Source organism: Shewanella psychrophila (assembly GCF_002005305.1).
GTDB classification, from domain to species: Bacteria; Pseudomonadota; Gammaproteobacteria; order Enterobacterales; family Shewanellaceae; genus Shewanella; species Shewanella psychrophila.
This window is the reverse complement of the sequence record NZ_CP014782.1, coordinates 1,495,920-1,511,661: the sequence shown is the minus strand read 5'-3', so window position 1 is coordinate 1,511,661 and position 15,742 is coordinate 1,495,920. Positions and strand designations below refer to the sequence as shown.

17 protein-coding genes are annotated in these 15,742 nt (G+C 44.7%); 13 read left to right on the top strand and 4 right to left on the bottom strand.

Annotation, left to right across the window (positions count from 1 at the left end):
* The first annotated feature begins 158 nt into the window (after nt 1-158).
* Together rluC and sps_RS06750 are read left to right on the top strand one after the other, a co-directional pair.
* On the top strand, nt 159-1,118 hold the full coding sequence (gene rluC / locus sps_RS06755; RefSeq protein WP_077751837.1) for a 23S rRNA pseudouridine(955/2504/2580) synthase RluC: 960 nt from the start codon (nt 159-161) through the stop codon (nt 1,116-1,118).
* Nucleotides 1,115-1,795, top strand: a complete 681-nt coding sequence (locus sps_RS06750; RefSeq protein WP_077751836.1) for an HAD-IIIA family hydrolase — start codon at nt 1,115-1,117, stop codon at nt 1,793-1,795. The genes rluC and sps_RS06750 overlap by 4 nt, the downstream gene beginning before the upstream one ends.
* Nucleotides 1,796-1,868: 73 nt before the next feature.
* Here sps_RS06750 and sps_RS06745 read toward each other — a convergent pair whose 3' ends face one another.
* Nucleotides 1,869-3,224, bottom strand: coding sequence for a sensor domain-containing diguanylate cyclase (locus sps_RS06745; RefSeq protein WP_077751835.1), 1,356 nt, complete (start codon nt 3,222-3,224; stop codon nt 1,869-1,871).
* Nucleotides 3,225-3,797: 573 nt separating this feature from the next.
* Complete coding sequence (locus tag sps_RS06740) at nt 3,798-4,388, bottom strand: Maf family protein (RefSeq protein ID WP_077751834.1); 591 nt, start codon at nt 4,386-4,388, stop codon at nt 3,798-3,800.
* Between the two features lie 337 nt (nt 4,389-4,725).
* Here sps_RS06740 and yceD point away from each other — a divergent pair, with 337 nt between their 5' ends.
* The 11 genes from yceD to sps_RS06690 all read left to right on the top strand — a co-directional run bounded on the left by yceD (nt 4,726) and on the right by sps_RS06690 (nt 13,236).
* The gene (yceD, locus tag sps_RS06735; protein WP_077751833.1) at nt 4,726-5,250 is read left to right on the top strand and encodes a 23S rRNA accumulation protein YceD; all 525 of its coding nucleotides are present in this window, start codon (nt 4,726-4,728) and stop codon (nt 5,248-5,250) included.
* Between the two features lie 17 nt (nt 5,251-5,267).
* A complete protein-coding gene (gene rpmF / locus sps_RS06730; protein ID WP_077751832.1) occupies nt 5,268-5,438 on the top strand; it encodes a 50S ribosomal protein L32 in 171 nt (56 codons plus the stop codon).
* A gap of 15 nt (nt 5,439-5,453) precedes the next feature.
* On the top strand, nt 5,454-6,482 hold the full coding sequence (plsX, locus tag sps_RS28030) for a phosphate acyltransferase PlsX (protein WP_149027234.1): 1,029 nt from the start codon (nt 5,454-5,456) through the stop codon (nt 6,480-6,482).
* Between the two features lie 9 nt (nt 6,483-6,491).
* Nucleotides 6,492-7,451 (top strand): beta-ketoacyl-ACP synthase III, encoded by a 960-nt coding sequence (locus sps_RS28025; RefSeq protein WP_149027233.1) that lies wholly within the window; start codon nt 6,492-6,494, stop codon nt 7,449-7,451.
* Nucleotides 7,452-7,524: 73 nt separating this feature from the next.
* Entirely contained in the window at nt 7,525-8,451 is a 927-nt protein-coding gene (gene fabD / locus sps_RS06720; RefSeq protein WP_077751831.1) for an ACP S-malonyltransferase, read from the top strand.
* A 9-nt stretch (nt 8,452-8,460) separates the two neighbouring features.
* The gene (fabG, locus tag sps_RS06715; protein WP_077751830.1) at nt 8,461-9,207 is read left to right on the top strand and encodes a 3-oxoacyl-ACP reductase FabG; all 747 of its coding nucleotides are present in this window, start codon (nt 8,461-8,463) and stop codon (nt 9,205-9,207) included.
* Nucleotides 9,208-9,477: 270 nt separating this feature from the next.
* Nucleotides 9,478-9,711 carry an acyl carrier protein gene (gene acpP / locus sps_RS06710; RefSeq protein WP_012324673.1) on the top strand — a complete coding sequence of 78 codons (234 nt, stop codon included), beginning with the start codon at nt 9,478-9,480 and terminating at the stop codon, nt 9,709-9,711.
* 170 nt (nt 9,712-9,881) lie between these two features.
* Nucleotides 9,882-11,120, top strand: a complete 1,239-nt coding sequence (fabF, locus tag sps_RS06705; RefSeq protein ID WP_077751829.1) for a beta-ketoacyl-ACP synthase II — start codon at nt 9,882-9,884, stop codon at nt 11,118-11,120.
* A gap of 214 nt (nt 11,121-11,334) precedes the next feature.
* Nucleotides 11,335-11,703, top strand: coding sequence for a hypothetical protein (locus sps_RS06700; protein WP_077751828.1), 369 nt, complete (start codon nt 11,335-11,337; stop codon nt 11,701-11,703).
* 105 nt (nt 11,704-11,808) lie between these two features.
* Nucleotides 11,809-12,288 carry an acyl-CoA thioesterase gene (locus sps_RS06695; RefSeq protein ID WP_077751827.1) on the top strand — a complete coding sequence of 160 codons (480 nt, stop codon included), beginning with the start codon at nt 11,809-11,811 and terminating at the stop codon, nt 12,286-12,288.
* Nucleotides 12,289-12,360: 72 nt separating this feature from the next.
* Nucleotides 12,361-13,236: an NAD(P)-dependent oxidoreductase gene (locus sps_RS06690; protein WP_077751826.1), complete on the top strand. Its 876-nt coding sequence runs from the start codon at nt 12,361-12,363 to the stop codon at nt 13,234-13,236.
* Between the two features lie 95 nt (nt 13,237-13,331).
* Here sps_RS06690 and cdd read toward each other — a convergent pair whose 3' ends face one another.
* Both cdd and sbcB read right to left on the bottom strand, forming a co-directional pair.
* Nucleotides 13,332-14,222 carry a cytidine deaminase gene (gene cdd / locus sps_RS06685; protein WP_077751825.1) on the bottom strand — a complete coding sequence of 297 codons (891 nt, stop codon included), beginning with the start codon at nt 14,220-14,222 and terminating at the stop codon, nt 13,332-13,334.
* Nucleotides 14,223-14,317: 95 nt separating this feature from the next.
* The gene (gene sbcB / locus sps_RS06680; RefSeq protein ID WP_077751824.1) at nt 14,318-15,730 is read right to left on the bottom strand and encodes an exodeoxyribonuclease I; all 1,413 of its coding nucleotides are present in this window, start codon (nt 15,728-15,730) and stop codon (nt 14,318-14,320) included.
* Between the last annotated feature and the right edge of the window lie 12 nt (nt 15,731-15,742).

Here is a 15,742-nt window from a genome sequence, read left to right as displayed (position 1 = left end):
CTTGCGTTATGGGTGAGGGTTTTATGAACACTTTATTCACTTATTATCCCCAACCGCCGATGAAATATAGCAATAATCAATTAAATCAGCAAATGGAAAGGCATAAAATTATTGTTACTTGATGTACAATACGCTTCCTGATGTAGATAAGGCCCACCATGAATACCGAAGCACCTAAACAAAAAGTTCAATTAGTCACTATCGATGAAGACCATCTTGGGCAGAGAATTGATAATTATTTGCTGACAAAGTTAAAGGGTGTCCCTAAGAGTATGATCTACCGGATCGTGCGCAAGGGGGAAGTCAGGGTGAATAAAAAGCGCATCAAGCCTGAGTACAAGTTACAAGACGGTGATATCGTTCGTATCCCGCCAGTTAGAGTATCTGATAAATCTGACCGTCCTGGCCCTTCGGCTAAATTAACTAAGGTGTCACAACTGGAAAGTCGGATTATATTCGAAGATAAATCCATCATAGTACTCAATAAACCTTCAGGTATCGCGGTTCATGGAGGTAGTGGCGTCGATTTCGGAGTCATAGAAGCCATGCGCTCCTTAAGGCCGACTCAGAAGTTTCTTGAATTAGTGCATCGTCTCGATAAAGATACTTCAGGGGTATTGTTGATTGCGAAAAAACGCAGTGCATTAAGGCATTTGCATGATCAACTCAGATTTAAAAAGATGCAAAAGGATTACCAGGCACTAGTTAAAGGTACCTGGCAAGCCCGTGATAAAGTCATTAAAGCCCCGCTACTTAAACTGACCCTAAAATCAGGCGAGCGTATTGTTCGGGTTAATCAAGAAGGAAAGGAGTGTGAGACGCGCTTCAAAATTTTGCAGCGCTATCAAGGTGCGACGTTAGTTCAAGCCAGTCCGGTAACAGGCAGAACCCATCAGATCCGTGTTCATTGTCAGTATACGGGCCATCCCATCGCCTGTGATGACAAATACAGTGAACAGAAATTTGATGATTCCATGGGAGTTCATGGTTTAAATCGTTTATTTCTTCATGCTGCCCAGCTTAGATTCACTCACCCTGGAACAGAGGAAATTATGGTTGTCAAAGCGCCACTCGATCCGGTACTCACTCAAACTTTAGATAAATTGGTGAAAGTATGAGGCATTATGAATTAGTCATTTTTGACTGGGATGGCACCCTCATGGATTCGGTCGGGAAAATTGTGGACTGTATGCAGCAATCTGCTCTGACTTTGAATATGCCTATGCCAACGGAGCAGGCGGTTCGTGACATTATTGGTTTATCCATGGATGAAGCACTCACGATTCTTCACCCTAATGGTAGCGCCGAGTTACAAGCCGATATGAAAGAGGTCTACCGTCAACAATATTTAGAGCTTAATCAGACTCCAAGCCCCTTGTTTGACGGTGTAGAAGATTTGCTCACGACTTTGAATGGGCTAGGTTATAAATTGGCTGTGGCGACAGGAAAAGCACGGGCAGGGCTCAACCGAGTGTTAACGGCAACTGAACTTGGTAGATACTTTGTTGCAAGCCGCTGTGCAGACGAAGCGGCAAGTAAGCCTAGCCCTGAGATGATATTACAGCTATTAAAGGAACTCGATATATCACCGGATAAAGCGGTGATGATTGGCGATTCTATTCATGATTTGAACATGGCCAATAATGCGGGTATCCATGCTATTGGCGTAGACTATGGTGCCCATGATCAAAATAAATTGAGCCAGGCCAATCCTAAGGCGGTGATCAGTTCACCCATGGAGTTGCTTAAGCACTTAAGCACTAAACAATTCTACTTACAGAGAGATAACCTCTGAAGCAATAACCACCGTTTAGGCTCTGGGGGAGGCTGTGAGCTGGTTTCTCCACTGTCATAAGAGGAAAACGGAGTCATTGGATCTTCTTATTATCGTACATATCTTTATCGGCCTGAGATATGATAGAGGACAGGTCCATATTGAACTCTTCGACCACATAGTGGCCAATATTTGCCGATATGGGTAAGCTATGGCCCTCGATATCAATCGTCATTTTTAAATCACTCAAAAACTGTTTGCAACGTGATGTTAATTTGTCCCTATAATTAGCCTTACTTGCGCCGTAGTCTAAGCTGGCTAAGACGATAAACTCATCACCTCCAATTCTTGCGACCAATTCACGTGTACCTGCCGCTTGTTTAATGCGTTTAGCGACATCATTTAAAATTCTATCTCCCAGGTGGTGACCATAGGTATCGTTTATCTGTCTGAAGCCTTCTAAGTCGAGATAGATCACCGCCAACTGCAGTTTACCTTTTTGTTGTGCCAGTAACTTTTGTTCCATTTGCTCAAACAGGGCTCTGCGGTTTAGTAACCCAGTTAAAGGGTCATGACTGGCGTAATGGGCTATCTTTTCATTGGCATGGTGAAGTTCTGTGATGTTATGTGCCGAGACGATAACACCGACGACCTCACCTTTTTCATTATAATAGGGATTATGATGAATATTGAGATAAATGGGTTCTGAGAGGTGAGGGGGATGGATCCAACTCTGTGCCGTTATGGTTTCTCCTTTAAGTGTCCTATCCAATAAGGGCTTTAAATGATCGATAAAGATTGTTTCTCCATGGACCTCAGACACAGATTTTCCTATGAGAGACTTAGCTGTTCGGTTAAACACTTTTTCGTAGCCTTTCGAAATCACTTGATATTGATAGTTTCGATCCACAAATGACATCAACTGCTCTGTGTGGGCTATCATCTGTTTGTGCAAATCCAGCTCGCGAGAAATGAGTAACCTTTTATATTCGATACCTATTCTTTGGGCGAGTAATCGAAAAAACTCTCTGGATTTCATTGTCTCGGTTTGTGGCAGCGTATCCATGACGAGAATATGGCCAATCGGCGTTCCATCGTCATTGAGGATTAATTCGCCTTGATAGCTGTTGGCACCGAGATTCTTAATTAAGGAGAAGTTTGGGAATGTCTTTTGTAGATCTGAGGGATAAAGAATGTGGCAATTAGGGTATTTTAGCTGGTAGATAGATTCACATGGAGAACCTTTGAGATCAAACTCAAACCCAGGGACATTATGTTTTAAATCACAAAAAGCCACAATGTCCATGATACCGTCTTTATTAGAGGGGCGTCCAAATGCGGCCCAGCGACATTGAGTGACTAGGGCGAGAGCCTTAAGGGCTCGTTGGAAAAAACGTTCATCCGTACACGGCGCAGCTAATAGCGCGAGCGCTTCCTCAATATCTGTCATTAGCAATTCCCAAAAAATCTAACCAGTAATACCAACCTCATTAAATATTTGTTCAGTTCAGAGCCACTCAGGATTTTCAATTCAAGGCGCAGTGATGTAGAAATGGTTATCACTTTTTAAGTGAGTGCAACACAGAAGTGGAATGCCTGAGAGGCTCACGTAGTGCGGGCTTTAAAGCACTTTGTGCTGCGTTACATGTTCTCGATATAGAATAACTATTAGCTTCAAACATCCGCCTTGTCTACAGCACTTTTAACTCCCGCTGAACGATCACATATTTAATAGGGTGGTATAAGTCAGACCTCCTTGTTGACTCAAGATGATATGTTCGAGTACGTCAAGGTACTCGATAGTGATTCTCATTATTGATAAAGGTTAAGTGTAGTGGGTATCTAGCAGAGTGTGACTAAACGGGATGGATTTCATACTTCCTTGGTAAAATAGATGATGACTTCTCTACTTTCATATCAATTTATGGCCAGTTATCATGCTTTTTTAGCCATAGAGAAGATGACTAATACTAAATTACTAAGTTTGTCTTAATGAATTCATGACTTGGTATTGGTTTGGGGACTATCTCTGGGCTAAAACATCGTAGTCTTGCCTATCAAGCATCTCGGTGAGTGTTATTAAGGGCAGACCGATTAAGGTGTTTGGATCTTTTCCTTCTAAGCGCTCAAATAGAGCGATGCCTAGCCCTTCACACTTGAAACTGCCTGCACAGAAGTACGGCTGTTCTCTGGATAGGTAATTTTCTATCTGCTGCTGAGATAGATGCTTAAAGTGAACTTTAAAGGTTTCACAAAGGCTTTCGTTATGGCTAGAAGCAATATTATGCAGTGATATGCCAGTGTAAAAAGTGATGATCTTACCCGATGAAGCCATTAGCTGCTTCACTGCTGTCTCGTGGTTTAACGGTTTTCCTACTATCTTCCCCTCGATCACTGCGACTTGATCTGAGCCTATAACCAGACCTTCAGGATACGCTAGTGCACCGGCTTTAGCCTTAGCTTCAGCGAGCCTTAATACCAGCTCTTTAGGTGACTCATTGATTAAGTGGGTCTCATCGACTCGTGGGTCACAACAGGAGAAGGGAAAGTCGAGCTTGGCTAAAATTTGTTTTCTGTATGGTGATGTTGACGCTAAGATGACGGGTATCGACATGATATTTATGTCCTCGAGTGACAGGAGATGATTTACTGAAACGCTATTATATAAATGTGTAATAAGCTCGATAAGTTGGTTTCAGTGGTTATGTCCCGGAGTTTAGCCTTGTTATTGTCCAGGTAACACGCAGTTTGAGAAATTCTTAACTAAAATGTGTGCGAACGCTTCTATTTTAAGCATGAAGTGCTTGAGTAAATTCGGCTGCTTGGGTAAAATTTATAATCCATCAATTTTTGTTCTTAAGAGTTAAAGCGAGTAAATGATTTCCTCTTCTTTATGAAGATGGGAAATTTCCTTTGACTCTGAGGATTTCAAACTATAATATGCGCGCCTTATGCAAACAGTAAAGATACCGGTTTCAATCGATCCAATACGTGCGGCCTCGAGTCTGCTTTCTTTTGAAGGTATGATCCCGGGTAAGCAATTAAAACGATTGAATGAGTTAAGTGCCGGCGACTGTTCCGATGTGACAGTGTCATTACAATGCGGTGAAGATATACAGGGGATAGTCTACCTCAAGGGGAAGGCTGTGACGGAGCTCACTCTGAATTGTCAACGCTGCATGATGCTATTTACCACAGAGGTTACGGTCGACTTTAGTTTCAGTCCCTGCGGGAATGAAGCTGAAATCGATGAGCTCCCGGATGCGTATGATCCTATTGAGTGTAATGAAATAGGCGAGGTTCGTCTGCATCAATTAATTGAAGATGAATTGATAGTCGCTATGCCTTTAATCCCTATGCATGTCAGCGAAAGTTGCGGTCAGGGAGATCAAGATATAGTAGTAGGCGAGATTGAACCTTCTCAAGAGGAGCGTCCAAATCCGTTTGCAGTGTTAGAAAAACTGAAGAGCAAGTAACCTAGGAGACCGGTCAAATGGCTGTACAAAAGAATAAGAAAACTCGTTCAAAGCGCGGAATGCGCCGTTCACATGATTCATTGAGCACTCCTCAATTGTCAGTAGACGCAACGAGTGGTGAATTACATCTACGTCATAACATGACAGCAGATGGTTTTTACCGTGGTCAGAAGGTTATCAACAAGTAATTTGTTGCTAACTAAATGACTAATCTGACGCTCGCGTTAGATGCGATGGGGGGCGATCATGGCCCCCACATCACAGTGCCTGCAACCCTGCAGGCGCTTCGTTTATCTTCCTTTCTTCATATTATCCTCGTGGGTAATGAAGCAGAAATCACACCTTATCTTTCTCAAATTGAAACCAGTGTTCGCTCACGAATTGAGATCTTGCATACGACAGAAGTCGTTAGCATGTCAGATAGACCCGTTCATGCACTAAGAAATCGCAAACAAAGTTCGATGAGATTAGCCATAGAACTCGTCCGAGATGGCAAGGCTGATGCGTGCTTGAGTGCGGGAAATACTGGCGCCCTGATGGCAATGTCTAAAGTGCTACTTAAGACGCTACCAGGGATCGACAGACCTGCGTTGGTTAGCTGTCTTCCTGCTGTGAATAAAACGCCTGTCTATTTACTCGATCTTGGGGCCAATGTGTCATGCTGTTCTGAAACCTTGTTTCAATTTGCTGTGATGGGCTCGGTCTTATGCGAAGCCGTAGATAAAAACCCTTCACCTAAAGTGGCCTTACTCAATGTTGGTATAGAAGAGATCAAAGGCAATGATCAGGTACAACAGGCTGGCCAACTCTTACAACAGAGCCCTCAGCTCAATTATGTTGGCTTCATCGAAGGTAATGACCTCTTTTCGGGCAACGTCGATGTCATCGTTTGCGATGGCTTTGTCGGTAATATCACCCTAAAAACCTCAGAAGGTATTGCCAGATTATTGGTACACCAATTAGAAAAAGGCCTGCAACAAGGATTTTTTGTTCGATTAATGGCCAAATTAATCGCGCCTCGTATTAATTCTGTACTGAATCAGATGAACCCCGACCACTACAATGGCGCAAGTTTGATAGGATTGCGCGGAATCGTAGTAAAAAGTCATGGAAGTGCTGATGAATCTGCTTATTTACAAGCGATTAATCTAGCAGTGACCGAGGCACAACGTCGACTCCCTCAGATGATTGAAGAACGTCTAGAGTCGATTCTTTTAGACATTAATAGCTGATATCTCCTTATGCATACAAAAATTCTTGGAACTGGTAGTTATCTACCAGAACAGGTGCGTAGCAATTCCGATCTGGAAAAGATGGTTGAAACCACAGATCAGTGGATTGTTGAACGTACAGGTATTTCAGAGCGTAGAATCGCCGCCTCTGATGAGACAGTGTCGACTATGGGCTATCAAGCCGCACTTAAAGCACTGGAAATGGCGGGTATAGAAGCCACTGAACTTGATATGATAGTGTGTGGCACGACGAGTGCCAGTAACGCCTTTCCCGCAGCGGCCTGTGAAATTCAAGCCATGTTGGGTGTTCATACTATTCCGGCATTCGATATCGCCGCAGCATGTTCAGGTTTCGTTTATGCCCTCTCTATTGCCGATCAATATGTTAAATCTGGTGCGGCTAAGAAAGTCTTAGTCATAGGTGCGGATGTGTTATCACGTCTGTGTGAACCCGATGATCGCAGTACTATCATTTTATTTGGTGATGGGGCTGGTGCAGCAGTGATTGGTGCTTCGAACGAGCCAGGCATAATTTCAACTCACATCTATGCCGACGGCCGTCAAGGCGACCTACTTAAATGCTCTTTTCCGCCTCGTCCGGGGGAGTCTTCAGAAGCCGTTGGTTACATGACCATGAAAGGCAATGATGTGTTTAAGGTCGCAGTGACTCAGCTTGCCCATGTGGTGACTGAAACGTTAAGGCTGAATCAGATTGATAAGTCTGAAATCGACTGGTTGGTTCCCCATCAAGCAAACTTTAGGATCATCAAAGCCACGGCGAAGAAACTCAATATGAGTTTGGATAAAGTGGTATTGACCTTAGCAAAACACGGCAATACTTCTGCAGCTTCTGTTCCTATTGCTTTAGATGAAGCTGTCCGTGATGGTCGCATTGAGCGCGGTCAGCTTGTCTTGCTCGAAGCTTTCGGCGCAGGATTTGCGTGGGGCAGTGCACTCGTTCGTTTTTAATTCGGTTTAAACAGGTGGGTAAAGCCTGTTTTAAACATCAAGATTATTTTATGAATTGTCATAGGTAAATATTATGGAAAATTCTGCTTTCGTTTTTCCCGGTCAAGGCTCTCAGGCCATTGGCATGCTGGCAGATCTTGCTTCTGAGCACGATATCGTCGCTCAAACATTTTCTCAGGCAAGTGATGTATTAGGTTATGATCTGTGGGAACTTGTGCAACAAGGTCCAGTTGAAACGCTCAATGAAACCGATAAGACACAGCCTGCACTGTTAACGGCAAGTGTAGCTATTTGGCGTGCTTTCAAAGCCAGTGGTAAGACCTCGCCTAAGATTATGGCGGGACACAGCTTAGGTGAATATTCAGCGCTTGTGTGTGCTGGTGTGATGGAGTTTACCGATGCAGTAAAACTCGTCGAGCTTCGTGGACAATTAATGCAGAAAGCAGTACCAGCGGGTACCGGTGCTATGTTCGCCATTATCGGTCTCGAGAACGATGCTATCGCTAAGGCGTGTGAAGATGCGGCCGAAGGTGAAGTGGTCAGCCCGGTAAATTATAATAGCCCAGGTCAGGTCGTTATCGCCGGCAGCAAGGCTGCCGTTGAACGCGCCGCAGTCTTATGTAAGACGGCAGGGGCTAAGATGGCCGTTGCACTGCCTGTTAGTGTACCGTCGCATTGTGAGTTGATGCGTCCGGCGGCTGAAAAATTGGCTATCGCGCTTGAGCACATAGAGTTTAAAACACCACAAATAACCGTCATCAATAATGTGGATGTAGCAAGCCCTGAGTCTGCTGCAGAGATTAAGGATGCCTTGGTCCGTCAACTCTATTGTCCCGTACTTTGGTCTGAGACGGTCAAAGCCATCTCGGAGCAAGGGGTTACCAATTTGTTTGAAATGGGACCCGGCAAAGTGTTAACCGGTTTAGCGAAGCGTATCGATCGTTCGCTAACTGCGAAAGTGGTCAACGATGTGGCATCTCTTGCCGCATTGGCCGAATAGGAGATTGTAATGAGTGTAACAATAGATTTATCCGGGAAAGTAGCACTGGTTACTGGTGCGAGTCGTGGAATCGGCCGTGCAGTTGCTGAAACACTAGTCTCTGCTGGCGCAACCGTTATCGGTACTGCGACCAGTGAACGCGGCGCTGCGGCGATTCAAGAGTATTTGGGCGATAATGGATTTGGTTTGGTGCTCAATGTGACCGATGCAGATTCTGTCGCTGAATTATTTTCAGCAGTCAAAGAGAAAGCCGGAGATGTAAACATACTCGTCAATAATGCTGGTATCACACGTGATAACTTGCTGATGCGAATGAAGGACGATGAATGGGGAGATATCATAGATACTAACCTGACTTCGATTTTCAGAACGTCAAAAGCGGTTATGCGTTCTATGATGAAGAAGCGCAATGGTCGCATCATCAATATCGGCTCAGTCGTAGGCTCTTCGGGCAATCCAGGTCAGACAAACTATTGCGCCGCGAAAGCGGGTTTACTTGGATTTACAAAATCTCTAGCAAAGGAGGTTGCATCTCGTCACATAACAGTGAATGCTATTGCTCCTGGATTTATTCAGACAGATATGACTGATGAGCTGACTGAAGAGCAGCAACAAGGTATCATGTCCCAGGTGCCGATGGCGAGACTAGGACAAGCACAAGAGATAGCGAACGCCGTGCTTTTCTTAGCATCAGATTCAGCCGCATATATCACAGGTGAGACTCTCCATGTGAATGGCGGTATGTACATGGCCTAAGGCTGTTGAGGTATGTTTAAGTCTGTAATATATTGCGGACTTAAATATGTTTCATAAAAGATCACAAGGTTAAGGATTTATCCCTAGTTTTGTGATTATGAAAAATTTTTAAGGTGTAGGCTGTTTTTTTAGCCAACTATTGATGATCGGCATCAAGATATGCATACTTTCGTGGTTAGACCACAAAAGTTAAGCTTGCATTGTTAGCCAAATTGAATAAACTACTCGCAATCTTGCGCAAGTGCGTAATTTGAATAGGAAAGAAAACTAATGAGCAACATCGAAGAACGTGTAAAGAAAATCATTATTGAGCAACTAGGTGTTAAAGAAGAGGACGTTAAGTCTGCTGCATCTTTCGTTGACGACCTGGGTGCAGATTCTCTGGACACGGTTGAGTTGGTTATGGCTCTAGAAGAAGAGTTTGACACCGAGATCCCTGATGAAGAAGCTGAAAAAATCACTACTGTTCAAGCAGCGGTTGATTACGTTTCAAAGAATCAGTAATCCTGAATTCTAGAAAACAGGCAGCATTTATGCTGCCTGTTTTTGTTTCTGGCTATTGGAAATTGCGTGTTCCCACCACTACTACTTCTATTTTTCAACAGTTCAGAACTACAATAAGATGCATGTATCCATGCAGCACTCATAATTAACTCAGTAAAAAAGGTGACAACGTGTCTAAACGTCGTGTAGTCGTAACCGGTCTTGGCTTAGTCAGTCCTGTAGGCAATACCGTAGATTCATCCTGGAAAGCACTCGTTTCGGGTCAAAGCGGAATAGCCCCAATCACTAAATTTGATGCGAGCGAATTTACGACTCGTTTCAGTGGCTCAGTCAAAGGTTTTGATGTTGAACAATATTTGACAAAGAAAGACGCGCGTAAGATGGATCTGTTTATCCAGTATGGTATGGCTGCGGGTATTCAAGCCGTTGAAGATGCGGGATTGGATATGGATCAACTGGACCCTGCTCGCGTCGGCACTGCTATCGGCGCAGGCATGGGTGGGTTGAGACTCATCGAACAGGGTCACGCTGCTTTGACTAAAGGCGGACCGCGTAAAATATCTCCTTTCTTTGTTCCGAGTACCATCATCAACATGATAGCGGGTCACCTATCGATTAAGTATGGTTTGAAAGGGCCAAACTTTGCCGTGACTACCGCTTGTACAACAGGCGTACATAACATAGGTTTCGCGGCGCGTACTATTGCCTATGGTGATGCGGATATCATGGTAGCCGGCGGCGCCGAAGATGTTACCTGTCCTTTAGGGGTCGGTGGTTTCGCTTCTGCCAAGGCATTGTCGACACGTAACGATGATCCCCAGGCAGCGAGTCGCCCTTGGGATAAAGACAGAGATGGTTTCGTCATAGGTGACGGAGCTGGCGTCATGGTTATGGAAGAGTATGAGCATGCTAAGGCCCGCGGTGCCACCATCTATGGTGAGCTAGTAGGCTTTGGTATGAGTGGAGATGCTTTTCATATGACATCACCGCCAGCAGACGGAGCAGGCGCTGCGGCCGCTATGGTCAACGCCATGAATGATGCCAAGATTGCAAAAGAGCTGGTTGGTTATATCAATGCTCATGGTACATCGACACCCGCAGGGGATAAAGCTGAGGCTGCAGCGGTTAAGGCTGCTTTTGGTGCCCATGCTTACGATCTCACTGTTAGTTCGACTAAGTCTATGACCGGGCATCTGCTTGGCGCAGCAGGGTCAGTTGAAGCTATCGTTACCCTGTTGGCGCTGAGAGATCAAGTTGTGCCGCCGACATTAAACTTAGATAATCCCGATGAAGGCTGTGATCTCGATTTCGTTCCTCACACAGCGCGGGATCAGAAGTTTGACTATGCATTATGTAATTCATTTGGCTTCGGTGGTACCAACGGTTCTCTGTTGTTTAAGAAAATCTAACCCTGTCATATGAATTGATCTTTACAAGATGGATATTATTATAAAAAAGCGCCTGATGGCGCTTTTTTATTTTGTCCAAATATCGATAAGAAAAATCTAGATTAAGCTTAAATTTCCGCAGAATTAAGCTTAGTTAATTCAAGCAAACATCACTTGGAAGCTAAGTCCATTGAGCAGATACTTGTTTCTTGTGAACTTGTTTGTAGGAAATACCATGCTAAATCTTGCTGTCGTCCCTTTAATGCCAATCGTTGGCGCATTAACCGCTAACCTTAGTGAACTGATCCGTGGCGAAAGTAAGTCATTCTTGCCTAATCTGGATGTTGGCGTGAAGACTTTCTCCCTAGCTGCCGCTGGCTTCACGGTCGTTTGGTTTGCCCTACTCGTGACAGCTATTTTTACTGGTGGAGATACCAATACGCTCGCGGGTATTGAGGTACTGGTGCTGTTTCTGGCAGGTTATGGTTTACACTTATGGCTCAAAGGTTCACGGGTACTGAGTTCTGGTGTTCAGCTTTGGACCTATCGTCTTGCCATTCCTTTTATTCTCGCTGCTTGTGTATTAGTGACTAAACTTGGATAAATGGTTTGTTTTGTTTGATTTAAGCTCAAATCACCGACTTTACTAGTACTCTAAGCAGACTTTTTGACGTACACTTATTTTAAAGAAAATTGATTTGAGAAAGCTATGGCTGGTAAAGAAAGAGAGATAACCTTAAGGTTTCTTGCAGAACCTGCAGATGTAAACTTTGGTGGTAAAGTCCATGGCGGGGCCGTAATGAAATGGATCGATCTGGCAGCTTATGCTTGTGCTGCAGGTTGGAGTGGTAAGTATTGTATTACGGCCTACGCTGGCGGTATTCGTTTCGTGAAACCTATCCAGGTGGGCAATATTGTAGAAACCAGCGCTAAAGTGATCTACACGGGTCGCTCATCCATGCATTTAGGTATAGACGTAAAAGCGGGTGATCCTAAGAATCCTGAGCGGCACTTGACCACACACTGTATTGTGATCATGGTGGCTGTGGATGATGCGGGCAATCCGACAGAAGTCCCTGAGTGGGTGCCTGAGACCGAGCATGATATCAAGCTACGGGACTCAGCTATTCGTTTAATGGAGATGCGCAAGAAAATTGGTGCTGAAATGGAAGCCCATGTGACCACATAGAATATTTGATTAAAACAGGCACCTTGGGGTGCCTTTTTTATGAGTTAACCAAAATAATAATTAGGAAGTAAGATGGCAAAATTAGCATTTATCGGATTAGGCGTCATGGGTTATCCCATGGCGGGGCACTTGGTTAAGTCGGGTCATGAAGTCACCGTCTACAATCGTACGGAGCAAAAAGCCCGAGATTGGATCGCAGAATTTGGCGGCAAGTATGAAATCACACCTAAACTTGCTGCTCAAGGACAAGATATGGTGTTTATCTGTGTCGGGAATGATGAGGATCTAAGGCAAGTTACCTTAGGTGAAGATGGGGCTCTGCTGGGTATGAAATCAGGCACAATCTTGGTTGATCATACAACGGCATCCGCCGATATTGCCAGAGAGATTGGAGCCATCGCGGCCAAAGCAGGCATAGGCTTTCTCGATGCCCCTGTATCTGGCGGACAGGCCGGTGCCGAAAATGGCGTATTGACTGTGATGACGGGAGGGGATGAAGCTGATTTCTCCCGGGCAGTGCCAGTTATTAACGCATATTCTCGTTGTGTAGAGCGCTTAGGCGAAGTCGGCGCAGGTCAGTTGACTAAAATGGTTAATCAAATATGTATCGCGGGTGTGGTACAAGGTCTGGCTGAAGGATTACACTTTGCTCGTAGTGCTGGGCTCGATGGTGAAAAAGTCATTGAAGTGATCAGTAAGGGCGCGGCGCAGTCTTGGCAGATGGAAAATCGTTACCAAACTATGTGGCAAGGAGAGTACAACCTTGGCTTTGCTGTCGATTGGATGAGAAAAGATCTGAATATCGCCTTGAATGAAGCGAGAAAAAATGGCTCTCATTTGCCTCTGAGTGCACTTGTGGATCAGTTTTATTCAGAAGTTCAGGCAATTGGTGGTAATCGATGGGATACCTCGAGTCTGCTGGCTAAGCTGGAAAAAAACCGTAAATAATGCCCATGTATCGGTATAACCAAGTTTTGGTATAAAAGTTATTCAATAAAAAAGGACTGAAATATCAGTCCTTTTTTATTGAAGTATCGCTAGGTTTATTCAGGATCTAACACGATATGTTCGAGTTCCACTGCGGCGACGGCATGTAGCGCGTCCATAGTTGCACCGACTAGTGATATTTTGCCTTGGGCTGACTCTATCAGTACTGCTCGAGTTATCTCACTAAAGATTCGATTGTGGCGTGTCATGGTCGACAGTGCCATCTGCATGGGTAACATAGAGGGATTAAATGCAGCATTTTCGGCATAACGCCCACAATAGGTAGCACCGTCTTCTGTTTCTAGTACTACAGAGGCGAAGCTACTGGTATAGGGGGCGTAGCTCAAACTGGCATGATCTACGGCTTCGATGATCATGGGATCTGAGCTATCCAAACTTAGCTCATGGGTTTGCTTGGATAGCAGTGGGGCAGTGACATTAAGATCCGATGGGCCAAAGGCATAGGGTAAATAATGGGTGAGCGGTTGAGCTTTTTGCTCTGGCAGGTGGATTTTAACTTGAGAGCCTTCGACTAATTCATTCATAAATTGACGGCAATGGCCGCAGGGAGAAAAATTTACCACGATATCGACTATCTGAGTTTCTCCGCTGAGCCAGGCGTGGCTTATTGCACTCTGCTCAGCATGTACCGAGTGAAACAAGGCTTCACCGGGCAATTCCATATTTCCCCCCATGTAGATATCGCCGCTTTTCCCTTTAGCTATTGCGCCTACATGGAAATCACTGATAGGGGGTCTGGCGAGGGCTGCCGCTATGGGTAATAAGGCCAGTAGTAACTTTTCTTCGGTTAAGCCACTGGCTTTTATTAGATCCGTCAGTTGCTGGGCATCGATGTGGCCTGCAAAATCCGCATGCAATAAAGGAATGAGTGCATCTGAGAGTGGTTTTGGTAACTGAGAAATACAGTTTATGAATCTATCTTGCATCTGCCATGTCCTGCTTTTGTTAAATTAATGAAGATCATATTAGTAAGCACGTTTCAAAGTTAATGAGAGCTGAGTCGCACTTATCTGACTAAAGCCTATAAATTGCTAAGATAATGACATAAAGCTGTTAGTAACTTCTGTTTCTCTTCATCTTCCGTGGTGTCATTCACTAGGTTTTCTAAACGCATCATATATTCAGGATCACTGAGTCTGGATTGACAGAAGTCTCTCCACTTTATCGACTCTGACTCATCTAAGGTTGACGTGTAGTTTCTGGCACGGTACCTAAACAACATCTCCTTGAGCCTCTGATCATCGAAATTGAGCTCAAGGGCCGCTAGGTTTTGTGGCAAAGTATGGCGGATAATCTCCATTTTCTCTTTATCGGCAGAGCTAAAAAATCCCCCGCTGTAAAGCTGTAGATCGGGATCTTGACTGCCATTGTCATGTTCTACGTCGAAGACGGCGACCAGTTTCTCCCTAAGCTCTGGATGCTGCTTCAATAGCTTGTATTGCTCTCTAGCGAAGGCTTTATCGATATTGAGGCGCTGAGCAACTTCATCGGTGAGTATTTTCGGTGATGTCACGAAGGGACATTTATTGATATGTATCTGTTTTACGCTGATAGGCAGTTCATCAGCGGCGAGATCGGCCCTGCGGGTATACATGCGCTCCCTTATCTGCTCCACGTCCAGTTCGATAAGAGGAGAGATATCCATGGCGAGATTGACACAGATAATAGCATTCTTATTACTGGAGTGATGGGCCACAGGGGCGATAAGCGTGGTGCAGCCATGTTCGGCACTGATTTTTGAGCTCACATGAACCAAGGGCTGCATGTTGAGTACATCAATCTGTTTGCTCACTTCCTGTTTGCGTCTCAATTGGAAATAATAGTCAAACAGCTTAGGTTGCTTCTGCTTAATGAGTTTTGCCATATCTATGGTGGCATATACATCAGACATGGCATCGTGGGCTTTCTCATGGCTCAGGCCATTCGCCTTGGTGAGATGCTCTAATTTAAAACTAGGTGTACCATCTTCTTTCAGTGGCCATTCGATGCCTTCGGGTCTGAAAGCATAACAGGCTCTAACGAGATCGATAATATCCCAGCGAGAATTTCCTTTTTGCCACTCACGAGCATAGGGATCGATGAAGTTACGATAGAAACCATAGCGGGTGACTTCATCATCGAAGCGGATGGAGTTATATCCAGCCACACAGGTATTTGGTTGACTGAACTGCTCATTGACCTTAGCCATAAATTCGGTTTCTGGCATGCCCTTGAGGTTGGCAAGCTGTGGCGTGATACCCGTGATTAGTATTGCCTCTGGTGAGGGCAGGTAATCGTTTGCCACCTTGCAGTAAAAGGTCACAGGTTCAGAGACGATATTGAGATCCATATCTGTTCTGATCCCGGCAAACTGTGATGGCCTGTCTTTCGACGGGTTTGCACCGAAGGTCTCGTAATCGTGCCAAAAAATTGTGTGGTTTGAGCTGGGAGGCATAGGTAATTATTT

Excerpts from the sequence above, each read along its gene's own strand:
- sps_RS06700 (WP_077751828.1), top strand. The coding sequence starts at position 11,335 with ATGCTAAATCTTGCTGTCGTCCCTTTAATGCCAATCGTTGGCGCATTA.
- acpP (WP_012324673.1), top strand. The coding sequence starts at position 9,478 with ATGAGCAACATCGAAGAACGTGTAAAGAAAATCATTATTGAGCAACTA.
- sps_RS06740 (WP_077751834.1), bottom strand. The coding sequence starts at position 4,388 with ATGTCGATACCCGTCATCTTAGCGTCAACATCACCATACAGAAAACAA.
- fabD (WP_077751831.1), top strand. The coding sequence starts at position 7,525 with ATGGAAAATTCTGCTTTCGTTTTTCCCGGTCAAGGCTCTCAGGCCATT.
- rpmF (WP_077751832.1), top strand. The coding sequence starts at position 5,268 with ATGGCTGTACAAAAGAATAAGAAAACTCGTTCAAAGCGCGGAATGCGC.
- fabG (WP_077751830.1), top strand. The coding sequence starts at position 8,461 with ATGAGTGTAACAATAGATTTATCCGGGAAAGTAGCACTGGTTACTGGT.
- sbcB (WP_077751824.1), bottom strand. The coding sequence starts at position 15,730 with ATGCCTCCCAGCTCAAACCACACAATTTTTTGGCACGATTACGAGACC.
- sps_RS06750 (WP_077751836.1), top strand. The coding sequence starts at position 1,115 with ATGAGGCATTATGAATTAGTCATTTTTGACTGGGATGGCACCCTCATG.
- sps_RS28025 (WP_149027233.1), top strand. The coding sequence starts at position 6,492 with ATGCATACAAAAATTCTTGGAACTGGTAGTTATCTACCAGAACAGGTG.
- yceD (WP_077751833.1), top strand. The coding sequence starts at position 4,726 with ATGCAAACAGTAAAGATACCGGTTTCAATCGATCCAATACGTGCGGCC.
- sps_RS06695 (WP_077751827.1), top strand. The coding sequence starts at position 11,809 with ATGGCTGGTAAAGAAAGAGAGATAACCTTAAGGTTTCTTGCAGAACCT.
- rluC (WP_077751837.1), top strand. The coding sequence starts at position 159 with ATGAATACCGAAGCACCTAAACAAAAAGTTCAATTAGTCACTATCGAT.
- plsX (WP_149027234.1), top strand. The coding sequence starts at position 5,454 with ATGACTAATCTGACGCTCGCGTTAGATGCGATGGGGGGCGATCATGGC.
- sps_RS06745 (WP_077751835.1), bottom strand. The coding sequence starts at position 3,224 with ATGACAGATATTGAGGAAGCGCTCGCGCTATTAGCTGCGCCGTGTACG.
- cdd (WP_077751825.1), bottom strand. The coding sequence starts at position 14,222 with ATGCAAGATAGATTCATAAACTGTATTTCTCAGTTACCAAAACCACTC.
- sps_RS06690 (WP_077751826.1), top strand. The coding sequence starts at position 12,361 with ATGGCAAAATTAGCATTTATCGGATTAGGCGTCATGGGTTATCCCATG.